The 14,323-nt window shown below is 64.1% G+C and carries 13 protein-coding genes; 10 read left to right on the top strand and 3 right to left on the bottom strand.

All coding sequences use genetic code 11. The annotated features are described in order from the left end of the window. Both Q8Q83_RS13655 and gatC read right to left on the bottom strand, forming a co-directional pair. The coding region (locus Q8Q83_RS13655) for an amidase (protein ID WP_305624576.1) at positions 1-570 on the bottom strand (570 nt) is incomplete at its 3' end. A gap of 16 nt (positions 571-586) precedes the next feature. After that, on the bottom strand, positions 587-874 hold the full coding sequence (gene gatC / locus Q8Q83_RS13650; protein WP_305624574.1) for an Asp-tRNA(Asn)/Glu-tRNA(Gln) amidotransferase subunit GatC: 288 nt from the start codon (positions 872-874) through the stop codon (positions 587-589). Positions 875-1,142: 268 nt separating this feature from the next. On the opposite strand from gatC, the gene mreB reads away from it, so the two are divergent. From mreB to Q8Q83_RS13605, 9 genes are all read left to right on the top strand, one after another. Then, a complete protein-coding gene (gene mreB / locus Q8Q83_RS13645; RefSeq protein WP_108096189.1) occupies positions 1,143-2,180 on the top strand; it encodes a rod shape-determining protein MreB in 1,038 nt (345 codons plus the stop codon). Between the two features lie 147 nt (positions 2,181-2,327). Then, the gene (gene mreC / locus Q8Q83_RS13640) at positions 2,328-3,245 is read left to right on the top strand and encodes a rod shape-determining protein MreC (RefSeq protein WP_371132411.1); all 918 of its coding nucleotides are present in this window, start codon (positions 2,328-2,330) and stop codon (positions 3,243-3,245) included. Then, a complete protein-coding gene (mreD, locus tag Q8Q83_RS13635) occupies positions 3,245-3,730 on the top strand; it encodes a rod shape-determining protein MreD (RefSeq protein ID WP_305624568.1) in 486 nt (161 codons plus the stop codon). Before mreC ends, mreD begins: the two co-directional genes overlap by 1 nt. Positions 3,731-3,775: 45 nt before the next feature. Further along, the gene (locus tag Q8Q83_RS13630; RefSeq protein WP_305624567.1) at positions 3,776-4,396 is read left to right on the top strand and encodes a nucleoside triphosphate pyrophosphatase; all 621 of its coding nucleotides are present in this window, start codon (positions 3,776-3,778) and stop codon (positions 4,394-4,396) included. Positions 4,397-4,655: 259 nt separating this feature from the next. Continuing rightward, complete coding sequence (rng, locus tag Q8Q83_RS13625; RefSeq protein ID WP_305624565.1) at positions 4,656-6,113, top strand: ribonuclease G; 1,458 nt, start codon at positions 4,656-4,658, stop codon at positions 6,111-6,113. Between the two features lie 31 nt (positions 6,114-6,144). Beyond that, positions 6,145-9,984, top strand: a complete 3,840-nt coding sequence (locus Q8Q83_RS13620) for a YhdP family protein (RefSeq protein WP_305624563.1) — start codon at positions 6,145-6,147, stop codon at positions 9,982-9,984. Between the two features lie 99 nt (positions 9,985-10,083). Further along, positions 10,084-10,938 (top strand): carbon-nitrogen hydrolase family protein, encoded by an 855-nt coding sequence (locus Q8Q83_RS13615; protein ID WP_305624562.1) that lies wholly within the window; start codon positions 10,084-10,086, stop codon positions 10,936-10,938. A 36-nt stretch (positions 10,939-10,974) separates the two neighbouring features. Beyond that, positions 10,975-12,432 carry a metalloprotease TldD gene (gene tldD, locus Q8Q83_RS13610; RefSeq protein ID WP_305624560.1) on the top strand — a complete coding sequence of 486 codons (1,458 nt, stop codon included), beginning with the start codon at positions 10,975-10,977 and terminating at the stop codon, positions 12,430-12,432. Next, on the top strand, positions 12,432-12,620 hold the full coding sequence (locus Q8Q83_RS13605) for a hypothetical protein (RefSeq protein WP_305624558.1): 189 nt from the start codon (positions 12,432-12,434) through the stop codon (positions 12,618-12,620). The genes tldD and Q8Q83_RS13605 overlap by 1 nt, the downstream gene beginning before the upstream one ends. A gap of 84 nt (positions 12,621-12,704) precedes the next feature. Here Q8Q83_RS13605 and yjgA read toward each other — a convergent pair whose 3' ends face one another. Continuing rightward, a complete protein-coding gene (gene yjgA, locus Q8Q83_RS13600) occupies positions 12,705-13,223 on the bottom strand; it encodes a ribosome biogenesis factor YjgA (RefSeq protein WP_305624556.1) in 519 nt (172 codons plus the stop codon). Positions 13,224-13,473: 250 nt separating this feature from the next. Between yjgA and Q8Q83_RS13595 the strand changes: the two genes are divergently transcribed. After that, positions 13,474-14,323: metallopeptidase TldD-related protein (locus Q8Q83_RS13595; RefSeq protein ID WP_305624555.1), on the top strand; the 850-nt coding region annotated here is incomplete at its 3' end.

The raw sequence follows: 14,323 nt of genomic DNA, 5'->3' as shown, positions 1-14,323 counted from the left end.
CGGCTTGATCCCGGTGAGGTTGGTCAGCGCCGCCGGCTGGCGGATCGAGCCGCCGGTGTCGGTGCCGGTGGCGGCCGGCAACAGGCGTGCGGCCACGGCCGCCGCCGAGCCACCGCTGGAGCCGCCCGGTACGCGGGTCAGGTCCCAGGGGTTCTTTACCGGGCCGTAGTGGCTGGATTCGTTGGCCGAGCCCATGGCGAACTCGTCCATATTCAGCTTGCCCAGGCACACAGAGCCGGCGTTCTTCAGCCGCTCGACCACGGTGGCGTCGTAGGGTGCCTGGAAACCGCTGAGGATTTTCGAGCCGCAGCTGGTCAGGACACCTTGGGTGCAGAACAGGTCCTTGTGGCCGATCGGTGCGCCGAGCAGGGCGCCGCTCTCACCATTGGCGCGGCGCGCGTCGGCGGCCTTGGCCTGCTCGAGAGCCAGCGCTTCGGTGACAGTAATAAAGCTGTTGAGCTGCGGGTCGAGTTGCTGAATGCGCGCCAGCAGGCTGCGGGTCAGTTCTTCGGCAGAAAATTGCTTGTCGGCGAGTCCGCGGGCGATCTCGGCCAGGGTCAATTGATGCATGGCTAGGCGGTTTCCCTTACTCGATGACTTTCGGAACCAGATACAGACCGTTTTCCACGGCCGGAGCTATAGCCTGGTAGGCTTCGCGCTGATTGACTTCGGTGACCACGTCGGAGCGCAGGCGCTGGGTAGCTTCCAGCGGGTGAGCCAGGGGTTCGATGCCGTCGGTATTGACCGCCTGCATCTGGTCGATCAGGCCGAGAATGTTGTTGAGGGTCTCGGTGGTACTCGGAATATCGGCTTCATTCAGGCCCAGTCGAGCCAGATGAGCGATCTTCTCCACTTCGCAGCGTTCAAGCGCCATCAGGTTTCTCCCTAAATAAGGCGGCGGACTTAGCGGGCCGCCTATGGAAATGTGAACGAGTTGCCATGCGCAAATGCGCAGGGAACAGATAGTGGAAGCTGGCGGTCAAAGGCCGCGATGATGGGCCTTAGAGCCCGGAAAAACAGGCAATCTAACATATTGGTGCCTTGCTCAAAATCCCTGTCGTTGTTAGAGTTTGCCGCACTTTTTACCTGCGCGTTACCCGCGCGTTGCCTTTACCCACGCGTTGCCTAGGGTCCTTTATCCCATGTTCAAAAAACTGCGTGGCATGTTTTCCAGTGATCTGTCGATCGATCTGGGCACTGCCAATACCCTGATTTATGTTCGCGAACGCGGCATCGTGCTAAACGAGCCGTCTGTCGTCGCCATCCGTACCCACGGCAACCAGAAGAGCGTGGTGGCCGTCGGTACCGAGGCCAAGCGCATGCTCGGTCGTACTCCCGGCAATATCGCCGCCATCCGCCCGATGAAAGACGGCGTGATCGCCGACTTCAGCGTCTGCGAGAAGATGCTGCAGTACTTCATCAACAAAGTGCACGAAAACAGCTTTCTGCAGCCTTCTCCGCGCGTGCTGATCTGCGTGCCGTGCAAATCCACCCAGGTGGAGCGTCGCGCCATCCGTGAATCGGCCCTCGGCGCCGGTGCCCGCGAAGTATTCCTGATCGAAGAACCGATGGCTGCCGCCATAGGTGCCGGCCTGCCGGTGGAAGAAGCCCGCGGTTCTATGGTCGTGGATATCGGCGGCGGCACCACGGAAATCGCGCTGATCTCCCTCAATGGTGTGGTCTACGCCGAATCCGTACGGGTCGGCGGCGACCGCTTCGACGAAGCCATCATCACCTACGTGCGCCGCAACTACGGTTCGCTGATCGGCGAATCCACCGCCGAGCGGATCAAGCAGGAAATCGGCACGGCTTACGCCGGTGGCGAGCTGCGCGAAGTCGATGTACGCGGCCGTAACCTGGCCGAAGGCGTGCCGCGCAGTTTCACCCTGAATTCCAACGAAGTGCTGGAGGCCCTGCAGGAATCCCTGGCAACCATAGTCCAGGCGGTGAAAAGCGCCCTGGAGCAGTCGCCGCCGGAATTGGCCTCCGATATCGCCGAGCGCGGCCTGGTGCTGACCGGTGGTGGCGCGCTGCTGCGCGACCTGGACAAGCTGCTGGCCCAGGAAACCGGTCTGCCGGTGATAGTTGCCGAAGACCCGCTGACCTGCGTGGCCCGTGGTGGCGGCAAGGCCCTGGAGATGATGGATCGTCACACCATGGACCTGCTGTCCAGCGAGTGAGCCATAAGCGACAAGCTATAAGCCGCAAGTTGGATAACAGCCGGCCCCGTTTTAGCTTGTCGCTGGCAGCTTGAAGCGTGTGGCTACGAGGAGCTCGCCATCAAACCGCTATTTGCCAAAGGTCCTTCGCTCGGGGTGCGCCTGCTGGTGTTCGCCGTGCTATCGGTTGCGCTGATGGTGGTGGATGCCCGCTTTGCCCTGCTGCAACCGCTGCGGGCCCAGCTGGGCCTGATAGTCGAGCCGGTCTACTGGGTCGGGCGTTTGCCGGTGCGTTTGTGGGAAGGGGCGACCCAGGGCCTGAGTTCGCGCAGCGAGTTGGCCGCCGAGAACGAAAAGCTCAAGGCCGAGCAGTTGATGATGCAACGCCGCTTGCAGAAGCTCGCCGCGCTCACCGAGCAGAACGTGCGCCTGCGTGAACTGCTCAACTCCGCCGCCCTGGTGGATGACGAGGTGCTGGCCACCGAGTTGATCGGCATCGATCCCAACCCCTTTACCCACCGTATCCTGATCGACAAGGGCGCCAAAGACGGCGTGGTGCTGGGCCAGCCGGTGCTGGATGCCCGCGGCCTGATGGGCCAGGTGGTCGAAGTGATGCCGTACAGCTCGCGAGTGCTGCTGCTCACCGACACCACCCACAGCATTCCGATCCAGGTCAACCGCAACGGCTTGCGCGCCATCGCCAGCGGCACCGGTAATCCGGAGCGCCTGGAGTTGCGCCATGTGGCCGACACCGCGGATATCAAGGAAGGCGACTTACTGGTCAGCTCAGGTTTGGGTCAGCGTTTCCCCGCGGGCTATCCGGTGGCCACTGTCACCGAGGTGATTCACGACTCCGGGCAACCCTTTGCCATAGTGCGCGCCATGCCGACCGCCAGCCTCAATCGCAGCCGCTATATGCTGCTGGTGTTTACCGACCCGCGCACCCCGGAACAGCGCGCCAGCGATTCGGCCGAGGCGCAGGAAGCCCTGGATCGGGAGATTCTGCAGCAGGCCGGGACCCCGGCAGTCGCTCCGCCCCCGGCGCCATCGCCCGCGCCAATCCCTCAACCGGAGGCTGCACACTAATGGCCGTGCGTGCGAGCAATATCTGGGTGGTCTGGTTGACCCTGGGCTTGGCCTTGCTGCTCAGCGTGTCGAGCATGCCGAGGTTTATGGAGGTGGGACGCCCGCTCTGGCTGGCGCTGTTTCTGACCTTCTGGGTGCTGGCCTTGCCCCATCGCGTGGGCATGACCACGGCCTGGGGCCTGGGCTTGCTGGCCGATGTTCTGAATGGCTCGTTGCTCGGCCAGAATGCCCTGATGCTGACCCTGATCACCTTTCTGGTGCTGACCCTGCATCAGCGCCTGCGCATGTTTCCCATGTGGCAACAGAGTAGCGTGCTGTTGGTGGTGTTCGGCCTGGCCCAGTTGGTGCAGCTGTGGCTGAATGCCTTGAGCGGCAGCCGTCCGCCGACCTTGGCGTTTGTCTTGCCGGCGCTGGTCAGTGCGTTGCTGTGGCCCTGGATCTGCATGATCCTGCGCGGGCTGCAGCAGCGCCTCGGCGTCAATTAAGCAAGGCCTGCGGGCCTTGCGCTTATCCGACAGGGAGAAGTCTGCATGGCCAAGCTCTATTTGGCGTCCGAGTCGCCGCGTCGGCGTGAACTCTTGACGCAAATCGGTGTGCCCTTTCTCACGCATGTCGTCCCCATCGATGAAAATCCATTGCCAGATGAGTCGCCAGTCGCCTATGTAGAGCGTCTGGCACGGGTCAAGGCGCAGGTCGGCTTGGCTGCTTTGGCTTCTCCGCGGGATGCCGTGGTGCTGGGGGCCGATACCGCCGTGGTGCTGGACGGGCGGATTCTCGGCAAGCCGGCCGATGCCGCCGAGGCCATGGCGACCCTGACGGCCCTGTCGGGGCGCACTCATCAGGTGCTGACGGCAGTGGCCCTGGCCAGCGAGACGCGGGTCGCGGCCCGGGTGGTCAGCAGTCAGGTAAGCTTTCGTCAGCTGCAGCCGGCCGAAATTGCCGCCTACTGGGCCAGCGGCGAACCCCAGGACAAGGCCGGCAGTTATGCTATTCAAGGCCTGGCGGCGGTATTCGTCAGCCAGTTGCAGGGCAGTTATTCGGCGGTGGTGGGTTTGCCCCTGTGCGAAACTGCCGAGCTGCTCGCAGAATTTGCTATTCCGTGCTGGCAGTCGTTGCCGGCTGACAGTCAAGAGGTTGCGGGTCGCGGGTGAGTGACGGCCTTACAGCCAGCAGTCCCTGGGCTTTCAGCTTGATCAAGAAGGTGTTTACAAAAGTAGCGAGCGATGGCCAGGCAAGGCGCAACGACCAACGGGAGTAACAGCCGTAGGCTGGTCCGAAGGACAAGCGCCAGCGCGTAAACCAGCCGAAAAAGCGGAGTGTACAGTCGTACATGAGCATTTTGAGGCTGATTTCAACGCAGAATGGGCGAGCGCAGTAATTTGTAAGCACCTTCTCAGAAGAGATAAGCGCATGAGCGAAGAAATTCTGATCAATATCACGCCGATGGAATCGCGCGTGGCGCTGGTGGAAAACGGCGTGCTGCAGGAAGTGCATGTCGAACGCACGCAGAAGCGCGGCATAGTCGGCAATATCTACAAGGGCAAGGTGGTGCGGGTGCTGCCCGGCATGCAGGCGGCCTTCGTCGACATCGGCCTGGAGCGCGCGGCCTTTATCCACGCCGCGGAAATCTCCAGCCGTGAGGGTCCGGCGGTGGAAAGCATCAGTGCCCTGGTGCATGAAGGCCAGAGCCTGGTGGTGCAGGTGACCAAGGACCCGATCGGCAGCAAGGGCGCGCGCCTGACCACCCAGCTGTCGATTCCCTCGCGCTACCTGGTGTATATGCCGCGTACCGCTCACGTCGGCATCTCGCTGAAGATTGAGGACGAGGCTGAGCGCGAACGCCTCAAGCAGGTGGTGGCCGATTGCGTGGCCGCCGAAGGCATCGAGGAGTCCGGCGGCTTTATCCTGCGCACCGCCGCCGACGGCGCCGGCGCCGATGAAATTCTCGCCGATATCCGCTACCTGCGCCGCCTGTGGGAGCAGATCGCCACCCAGATGAAAGTCGGGCCGACGCCGCTGGTGATCTACGAAGACCTCAGCCTGGCGCTGCGCACCCTGCGCGACCTGGTCAACCCGAAGATCGAGAAGATCCGCGTCGACTCCCGGGAGACCTTCCAGAAGATCACCCAGTTCGTCGATGAGCTGATGCCGGAGATTGCCGATCGCCTCGAGCATTACCCGGGGGAACGGCCGATCTTCGACCTGTACGGCGTCGAGGACGAGATCCAGCGCGCCCTTGAGCGCAAGGTACCGCTCAAGTCCGGCGGCTACCTGATCATCGACCCGGCCGAGGCGATGAGCACCATAGACGTCAACACCGGGGCCTTCGTCGGCCATCGCACCCTGGAAGAGACCATCTTCAAGACCAACCTGGAAGCGGCCACGGCCATTGCCCGGCAGCTGCGCCTGCGCAACCTGGGCGGCATCATCATCATCGATTTTATCGACATGGAAGATGAGGAACATCAGCGCCAGGTGCTGCGCACCCTGGAGAAGCAGCTGGAACGCGATCACGCCAAGACCAATATCATCGGCATCACCGAACTGGGCCTGGTGCAGATGACCCGCAAGCGCACCCGCGAAAGCATCGAGCAGGTGCTGTGCGAGCCCTGCAGTGCCTGCCAGGGGCGCGGCAAGCTGAAGACCGCGGAAACCATCTGCTACGAGATCTTCCGCGAGATCCTGCGCGAGGCCCGTGCCTATCAGGCCGAAGGCTACCGGGTGCTGGCCAACCAGAAGGTGGTCGATCGCCTGCTCGATGAAGAATCGGGCAATGTCGCCGATCTGGAAGCCTTTATCGGACGCACCATCAAATTCCAGGTCGAGACCATGTATTCCCAGGAGCAATACGATGTGGTCTTGCTCTGATCTATCCAGTAGTGAAACGGACGTGAACTGAATGGAGGCCTTGGCTCGCTGGTTTGCCACTCTGCTGCGTTGGGGCCTGGGCGCGTGCGCCTTGGCCCTGGTGTTGGCGGCGCTGTATGTCAGCCTGGGCCGCGAGCTGGTGCCGCTGGTCGCCGAATACCGCCTGGAGGCCGAAGACAAGGCCCGCGCCGCGCTGGCCATGCCGCTGCAGATCGGCGCGTTGGAAGGGCGTTGGCAGGGCTTGGCGCCGCTGTTGATCGCCCACGATATGCTGCTGGGCGAAGGCCCGGGCGCGCTGCAGTTGGATCAGGTGCGGGTGGTGCCGGATGTGTTGGCCAGCCTGTTGGCGCGTCAGCTGCGGGTGGCGCGCCTGGAGCTGGACGGCCTGCAACTGGTCGTGCAGCAGGATGCCGCGGGCGCTTGGACGCTTAAAGGCCTGCCGCAACGGCGCAGCGCCGCCCCCCTGGACCTGACCCAGGTGTTGCGTCAGCTGCAGGTGGTCAAGCGCCTGTCGCTGCTGAACAGCCAGGTGACCCTGCAGGCTTACGAGCAGCCACCCAGAACCCTGACCTACGTCAACCTGACCCTGCGCAATGGCATTGCCCGTCAGCGTCTGGACGGCCGCCTGCTGCTGCCGGATGGCCAGCCGCTGGCGTTGCAGTTGCGCACCCGGCTGCGCGCCGAGCGCTGGCAAGACGCCCAGGCCGAGCTGTACCTGAGCCTGCCGCAGAGTGACTGGGCCGCCTGGTTGCCGGCCAGCCTGCTGGCCGACTGGCGTGTCGAGCAGTTCCGCGCCGGCGGTGAGGTCTGGCTGTCCTGGGCCAAGGGCGGCGTGCAGCGCGCGGTCAGTCGTCTGCATGCGCCGCAGCTAAAGGCGGGCTATGGCAAGCGTGAGCCGGTGGCGTTGAGCAACCTGAGCCTGAATGCCTATTTCACCCGCAGCGCGGAAGGCTTCCAGCTGCTGCTGGATGACCTGGCATTCAGTCGCGGCGAGCAGCGCTGGGGCGAGGCGCGTCTGGCGCTGACCCAGCAGCAGGACAGCGCGACTGTGCAAGAACAATGGCTGCTCAGTGCCGACCGTCTGGAGCTGGCGCCCTTGCAGCCGCTGGTGGCGGCGCTGGCGCCGCTGCCGGAGAAGGCCCTGGCCGTGCTGAAGCAGCTCAAGCCCGTGGGCGCGTTGCGCAATATTCAGCTCGACTACCGGCCCCGGGTCGAGGGCAGCACGCGCCTGCAGTTCGCCGCCAACCTCGAGCGCATCGGCTTTGCCGCCTACCTGGGCTCGCCCGCGGCGGAAAACATCAGCGGCAGCATCAGCGGCGACCTGGGTCAGGGCGAGCTGCGCCTCGACACGGAAAATTTCGCCCTGCACCTGGACACCCTGTTCCCCCAGCCGTGGCGTTACAAGACGGCCAAGGCGCGGCTGACCTGGCAGTTGGACGAGCAGGCGTTCACCCTGCGCAGCCCCTATCTGCAGGTGGTGGGCGAGGAGGGCAAGATTGCCGGCGACTTCCTGATCCGTTTGCAGCGTGACCCGGCCGCCGAAGACTATATGGACCTGCGCGTGGGCATGCGTCAGGGCGACGCGCGCTTTACCGAGAAATACCTGCCGAGCCGGGCCCCGGGCATGAGCCCGGAGCTGGATGCCTGGCTGAAAAGCGCGATCCGCTCCGGCGCGGTGGATGAAGGTTTCTTCCAATACCAGGGCTCGCTGAACAAGGGCGCGGAGAATAGCGCGCGCAGCCTCAGTCTGTTCTTTGCCGTGCACCAGGCCGAACTGGCCTTTCAGCCGGGCTGGCCGGCGCTGCGCGAAGGGCGCGGCACTGTGTTTATCGAGGACAGCGGGGTACGGGTCGAGCTGGCCGAAGGGCGTTTGCTCGATAGTCGGGTGCACAACGCCCAGGCCCTGATCGCCACGGCGTTGCCCGGCCAGCCGCCGCGCTTGCTGCTCACTGGCGAGTTGCGCAGCAGCGTCGGCGATGCCTTGCAGATACTGCAGCAGGCGCCGATCGGCACGGCGGAACTCTTCGCCGGCTGGAGCGGCGCGGGTCCGCTGACGGGCAAACTCAAACTGGATCTGCCGCTGCGCAAGGGCCTGTCTCCCGAGGTGGTGGTGGATTTCGCCACCGACGGCGCCCAGCTCAAGTTGGCCAACCCGACGCTGCAGCTAAGCCAGTTGCAGGGCGCCTTTCGCTACCACACCGCCCGCGGCCTCAGCGCACCGGATATCCGTGCCCAGGTGCTGGGCCATGCGGTGCGTGGCAAGGCCTTGGCCGAGGGGACGGCAGGCCACGCGCGCAGCCGCATCGAGGCCAATGGCCAGATAGCCGTGAGCGAGCTGAGCAACTGGCTGGGGGTGACCCAGCCGCTGCCGCTGAGCGGCAACCTGCCGTACCAGCTGAGTCTGACCCTGGACGGTCTCGACAGTCAGCTGCGGGTCGACTCCGATCTCAAGGGCTTGGCCGTCGAGTTGCCGGCGCCCTTCGGCAAAACCGCCGACAGCACAAGTTCCGCCAGTTGGCGCATGAGCCTGGGTGGCAATGAGCGGCGTTACTGGCTGGATTATGCCGAGCTGGCCAGTCTGGCCTTCGCCGCGCCCGTCGGCCAGTTCAGTGCCGGGCGTGGCGAGCTGCGCCTGGGCGATGGCGCGGCGACCCTGCCGATGAGCCAGGGCGTGCGCCTGCGCGGCCGCGTGACTGAGTTGGACTGGGCGGCCTGGCAGGCGACGTTGCAGCCTTATGCGCAGCTACCCAAGGCCGACGCTCAGCAGCTGTTCAAGGATGCGCAGCTGCAGATCGAGCGCTTCAGCGGCTTCGGCACCAGCCTGGATGCGCTTTCGGTCGGCGTGCAGCGGGCTGACAAGGCCTGGGCGGTCAAGCTCGACAGCGAGCGGGTCAAAGGCCAGATCGAGGTGGCGGATGACAAGGCCGCGCCCATAGCGCTGAATCTGGAGTATCTGCGCCTGCCCGCGGCGGAGCCCAAGGTCGAGGTTGACACGGCGGTGGTGGCGGATAAGCCAGATCCCTTGCTCGGTGTCGATCCGCGGCAGATCCCGGCTATCGATCTGCGTATCGCCACCGTCTATCAGGGCATCGAGCCATTGGGCGCCTGGTCGCTCAAGGCCCGGCCGAATGCCGAGGGGGTGCAGTTCAGTGAGCTCAAGCTCAATCTCAAAGGCCTGCAGATCGACGGCCAGGCGGGTTGGCAGGGTACTCCCGAGGCCGCCACTACCTGGTTCAAGGGTCGTCTGGGGGGCGCGGATCTGGCCGGTGTGCTGATCGCCTGGGGCTATGCGCCGACCGCCAGCAGCGCGAGCTTTCGCCTGGATGTCGACGGTAACTGGCCGGGCTCGCCCGCCTGGTTCGCCCTCAAACGTTTCTCCGGCAGCATGGATGTGGCCTTGCGCAAGGGGCAGTTCTCCGAGGTGCAGGGGCCGGCATCGGCGCTGCGGGTGTTCGGCCTGCTCAACTTCAACTCTATTGGCCGGCGCCTGCGCCTGGACTTTTCCGACCTGCTAGGCAAAGGCTTGAGCTATGACCGGGTCAAGGGGCTGCTGGTCGCCAGTGACGGGGTGTTCGTCACCCGCGAACCGCTCGCGCTGCAAGGGCCGTCGAGCAATTTGCAGCTGGACGGCACCCTGGATATGCGCCTGGAACAGGTCAATGCCAAGCTGCTGGTGACCCTGCCGGTCAGCAACAACCTGCCATTGGCGGCCTTGATAGTCGGGGCTCCCGCCATTGGCGGGGCGCTGTTTGTCGTCGATAAGTTGCTGGGTGATCGCGTGGCGCGTTTTGCCAGCGTGCAGTACGACGTCAAGGGTTCCTGGCAGGATCCGCAGATCAGCTTCGACAAGCCGTTTGAAAAACCGCAGTAACTATGTGTGCCCATCGTTGCGCCTTTGGGCGTGTTGCTGTGCAGTTCGGGTCCATGGCTTGTAAGCTGAGGGTTCAGCCGTCTTCGAGATCGTCCGGTCATGAGTCTTGCGGTAATTCAAATGGTCAGCCAGGCCGATGTGCTGGCCAATCTGGCCCAGGCCAGGTCGCTGCTGGAGCAGGCCGCGGCGCAAGGTGCGCGCCTGGCGGTGCTGCCGGAAAACTTCGCCGCCATGGGCCGCCGCGACCTGGCCGAAATCGGCCGGCGCGAGGCCTTGGCCGAGGGGCCGATACTGCCCTGGCTCTATCGAGCCGCTCGCGATCTGGGCCTATGGATAGTCGCGGGCACCCTGCCGCTGCCGCCGGATGGCCAGCCCGAGGCCAAGGCGCACGCCTGCTCGCTGTTGGTCGATGACAGCGGCCAGCGAGTGGCGCGTTATGACAAGCTGCACCTGTTCGATGTGGACGTCAGCGACAGCCATGGCCGTTACCGCGAATCGGACGATTTCGCCTTCGGTGAAAACCTGGTGGTGGCCGATACCCCGGTAGGGCGCCTGGGTTTGACCGTGTGTTATGACCTGCGCTTTGCCGAGCTCTATAGCGCCCTGCGCGAGGCCGGTGCCGAGCTGATCAGCGTGCCCGCGGCTTTTACCGCGGTCACAGGTGCGGCGCATTGGCAGGTATTGACCCGCGCCCGCGCCATCGAAACCCAGTGCTATGTGCTGGCGGCCGGGCAGGGCGGCAATCATCCGGGCGGACGCGAGACCTTCGGGCACTCGGCGATTATCGATCCCTGGGGCCGCGTGCTGGGCGAACAGGAGCAGGGCCAGGGCGTGGTGCTGGCCGAACGCGATGGCGCCGAACAGGCGGCTATTCGTCGACGTATGCCGGTCGCCCGGCATAAAAGATTTTTTGCAGCGGCCGAACTGCGGCTGCCAGGTTTGCAACAGTCATGAACGAGATAAAGCAGCCATGAACGAGATAAAGCCGTTATGAGCGAGATGTTGTGGTCCGTCAGTGAACACCTGTTAGGCCCGGGCGGTTTGACCATCGAGCAGCTGCCCGGCATTTTGACCGAGTTGGCCGGCCCGGGCATCGATGCCGCCGACCTGTATTTCCAGAGCCAGGTCTCGGAAACCTGGGCGCTGGAGGATGGCATAGTCAAGGAAGGCAGCTTCAACCTCGACCAGGGGGTTGGCGTGCGTGCCCAGTCCGGCGAGAAAACCGGTTTCGCCTACAGCAATGCCATTACCGCCGATGCCTTGAGCCAGGCGGCGCGCGCCGCCCGTTCGATTGCCCGGGCCGGGCAGAGTGGCCGGGTACAGGCCTTCAGCAGCCCGCTGGTAAGTTCCTTGTATGCGCCAGACAACCCGCTGGATGTGCTGGGTCGGGCCGAGAAGGTCGAGTTGCTCAAGCGTATCGATGTCGCCACTCGCGCTCTCGATCCGCGGATCAAGCAGGTCACCGTGAGTCTGGCCGGGGTCTGGGACCGGGTCCTGGTCGCCGCCACCGATGGCAGCCTGGGCGCGGATATCCGCCCGTTGGTGCGTTTCAATGTCAGCGTGATAGTCGAGCAGAACGGTCGGCGCGAGCGTGGCGGCCACGGCGGCGGCGGGCGCACCGATTACCGCTACTTCCTGGAAAAAGACAGCCTCAACGAAGAGCGTGCCATGGGCTACGCCCGGGAAGCCTTGCGCCAGGCCCTGGTCAATCTGGATGCGATTCCCGCGCCAGCCGGCAGCATGCCGGTGGTGATGGGCGCCGGCTGGTCCGGCGTGCTGCTGCATGAGGCGGTCGGCCACGGCCTGGAAGGTGACTTCAACCGCAAAGGCAGCTCGGCCTACAGTGGCCGCATGGGCGAGCAGGTCGCCTCCAGCCTGTGCACCATAGTCGATGACGGCACATTGGCCGAGCGGCGCGGCTCCCTGAGCATGGACGACGAAGGCACCCAGACCCAGTGCACCACGCTGATCGAAAATGGCGTGCTCAAGGGCTATATGCAGGACAAGCTGAATGCGCGCCTGATGGGCGTGGCCTGCACCGGCAACGGTCGGCGCGAGTCCTATGCCCACCTGCCGATGCCGCGCATGACCAACACCTATATGTTGGCTGGCGAGAGCGACCCGGAAGAAATCATCCGCTCGGTGAAGAAGGGCATCTACTGCGCCAACCTGGGCGGCGGTCAGGTGGACATCACCAGCGGCAAGTTCGTCTTCTCCACCAGCGAAGCCTACCTGATCGAAGACGGCAAGATCACCGCGCCGGTCAAGGGTGCCACCCTGATCGGTAACGGTCCGGAGGCGATGAGCCGGGTGTCGATGGTTGGCAACGACCTGGCTCTGGACAGCGGAGTGGGCACTTGTGGCAAGGACGGCCAGTCGGTGCCGGTGGGCGTGGGCCAGCCGACGCTGAAGATAGATGCGATTACCGTGGGCGGCACTGGCGCTTGATGGAGGCTCTGTTCTATTTCCTGGTGGAAGTGTTGTTGTATGGCAAGGGCTACTGGTCGTTGCGGCTGCTTTCGCTGGGGCGGATTGATCCGCGTAGCTGGAATGACGGGTTGGTAAGCCTGGTCGGTCTTATGGTCACGCTGGCCTGGTTCGTGCCGCTGGTGCTGTGGGTGACTGGCAACCTGTAGGTTGGGCTTTGTGCTGCTTCGCCCAATCTGTGCAACGGACCTAGGGTGGGTTAGCCGAAGGCGTAACCCACCATCAAGGCAGGATTAACGCAGCCCGCGCTGAGTTTCATCCAGCTCGCGGATATATTTGAAGATCTTGCGCGAGGCGGCGGGCGGCTTGTTCTGCGCCAGTTCGTGCTGACCCTGGCGAATCAGCTGGCGCAGGTGCTGCCGGTCGGCCTCGGGGTATTCGACCACAAAGGCTTCCAGAGTGGCGTCGCTACCGTTGAGCAAGCGGTCGCGCCAGCGCTCCAGGTTATGAAAGCGTTCGTTGTACTGGCGAGTAGACGCATCCAGCTGGTCGAGCAGGCTGAGGATGGCCTCGATGTCCTGATCGCGCATCAACCGCCCGATAAACTGCACATGGCGTTTTTTCGCGGCATTGGCGGTGTGCTTCGGCGCCTCGGCGAGCGCGCGGCGAAGCTCGTCGGTCAGTGGCAGCTTGTTCAGCAGGTCGGGTTTCAGGGTGGTCAGGCGTTGCCCCAGATCTTGCAGCGCATGCAGCTCGCGTTTGACCTGGGTTTTGCTCTTCTCGCCGGAGAAGTCGTCAAGGTATTCAGACATGGTGGCGGTCCAATGGAAAACGCCGACATGATAGCAGCAAGTTTCCAGCTGTAAGCATTCGGCCATGGGGCCGCATAGCTAGTCTTCTAAATGCGTAGAATCTGTTCAGGGGCGTAAGCGAGCGAAGGTCAGGCAAGGCAAAAATGGCTGAGGAAGCGGAGTTTACTGGTTGTAAATGAGCATTCCGAAGCCATTTTTAACGCAGCATCACCGAGCGCAGTAGGCCCTGGACGGGTTCTTAGGAGTTTTTATGAGTGCAGTAGAAATAGTCGGCCCCCAGGCCGTGCCGCAATTGCAGGCCCAGGTCGAGCAGATTATCGCCGAGGCTCGCAAGCAGGGTGCCAGCGCCTGTGAAGTGGCGGTGTCGGTGGAGCAGGGCTTGTCCACCACGGTGCGCCAGCGGGAGGTGGAAACGGTCGAGTTCAATCGCGACCAGGGTTTTGGCATCACCCTGTATGTCGGCCAGCGCAAGGGCTCGGCCAGCACCTCGGCGAGCGGTGAGGCGGCGATTCGCGAGACGGTGGCGGCGGCGTTGGCCATAGCCCGGCATGCCTCCGAGGATGAGTGCGCCGGGCTGGCCGATGCGGCGCTGATGGCCCGTGAGCTGCCGCAGCTGGATCTTTACCATGCCTGGTCGATTACCCCGGAGCAGGCCATAGAACAGGCGCTGAGCTGCGAGGCGGCGGCCTTTGCCTTTGACCCGCGGATCAAGAATGCCGACGGCACCACGCTGAATACTCACCAGGGTTGCCGGGTCTACGGCAATAGCCATGGCTTCGTCAGTGGCTACGCCAGCACCCGACACAGCCTGAGCTGCGTGATGATCGCCGAAGATGGCGGGCAGATGCAGCGCGACTACTGGTACGACGTCAACCGCCAGGGCGAGCTGCTGGCCGACGCCGCCAGCATCGGCCGCCGCGCCGCCGAGCGGGCGGTGAGCCGTCTGGGCGCGCGTCCAGTGCCGACCTGCGAGGTGCCGGTGCTGTTTGCCGCCGAACTGGCCACCGGGCTGTTCGGCAGCTTTCTGGCGGCCATTTCCGGCGGCAACCTGTACCGCAAGTCATCCTTCCTCGAAGGCAGCCTGGGGCAGCAGCTGTTTC

Origin of the sequence: Pseudomonas sp., assembly GCF_030696055.1 — a bacterium.
Taxonomy (GTDB): domain Bacteria; phylum Pseudomonadota; class Gammaproteobacteria; order Pseudomonadales; family Pseudomonadaceae; genus Aquipseudomonas.
Note: the sequence above shows the minus strand (reverse complement) of the source record. Positions and strands in the feature narration are given on the sequence as shown.

Bases quoted from the DNA above. Each gene is read 5' to 3' on its own strand.
- gatC (WP_305624574.1), bottom strand. From the start codon at position 874: ATGGCGCTTGAACGCTGCGAAGTGGAGAAGATCGCTCATCTGGCTCGA.
- mreB (WP_108096189.1), top strand. From the start codon at position 1,143: ATGTTCAAAAAACTGCGTGGCATGTTTTCCAGTGATCTGTCGATCGAT.
- mreD (WP_305624568.1), top strand. From the start codon at position 3,245: ATGGCCGTGCGTGCGAGCAATATCTGGGTGGTCTGGTTGACCCTGGGC.
- Q8Q83_RS13630 (WP_305624567.1), top strand. From the start codon at position 3,776: ATGGCCAAGCTCTATTTGGCGTCCGAGTCGCCGCGTCGGCGTGAACTC.
- rng (WP_305624565.1), top strand. From the start codon at position 4,656: ATGAGCGAAGAAATTCTGATCAATATCACGCCGATGGAATCGCGCGTG.
- Q8Q83_RS13620 (WP_305624563.1), top strand. From the start codon at position 6,145: ATGGAGGCCTTGGCTCGCTGGTTTGCCACTCTGCTGCGTTGGGGCCTG.
- Q8Q83_RS13615 (WP_305624562.1), top strand. From the start codon at position 10,084: ATGAGTCTTGCGGTAATTCAAATGGTCAGCCAGGCCGATGTGCTGGCC.
- tldD (WP_305624560.1), top strand. From the start codon at position 10,975: ATGAGCGAGATGTTGTGGTCCGTCAGTGAACACCTGTTAGGCCCGGGC.
- Q8Q83_RS13605 (WP_305624558.1), top strand. From the start codon at position 12,432: ATGGAGGCTCTGTTCTATTTCCTGGTGGAAGTGTTGTTGTATGGCAAG.
- yjgA (WP_305624556.1), bottom strand. From the start codon at position 13,223: ATGTCTGAATACCTTGACGACTTCTCCGGCGAGAAGAGCAAAACCCAG.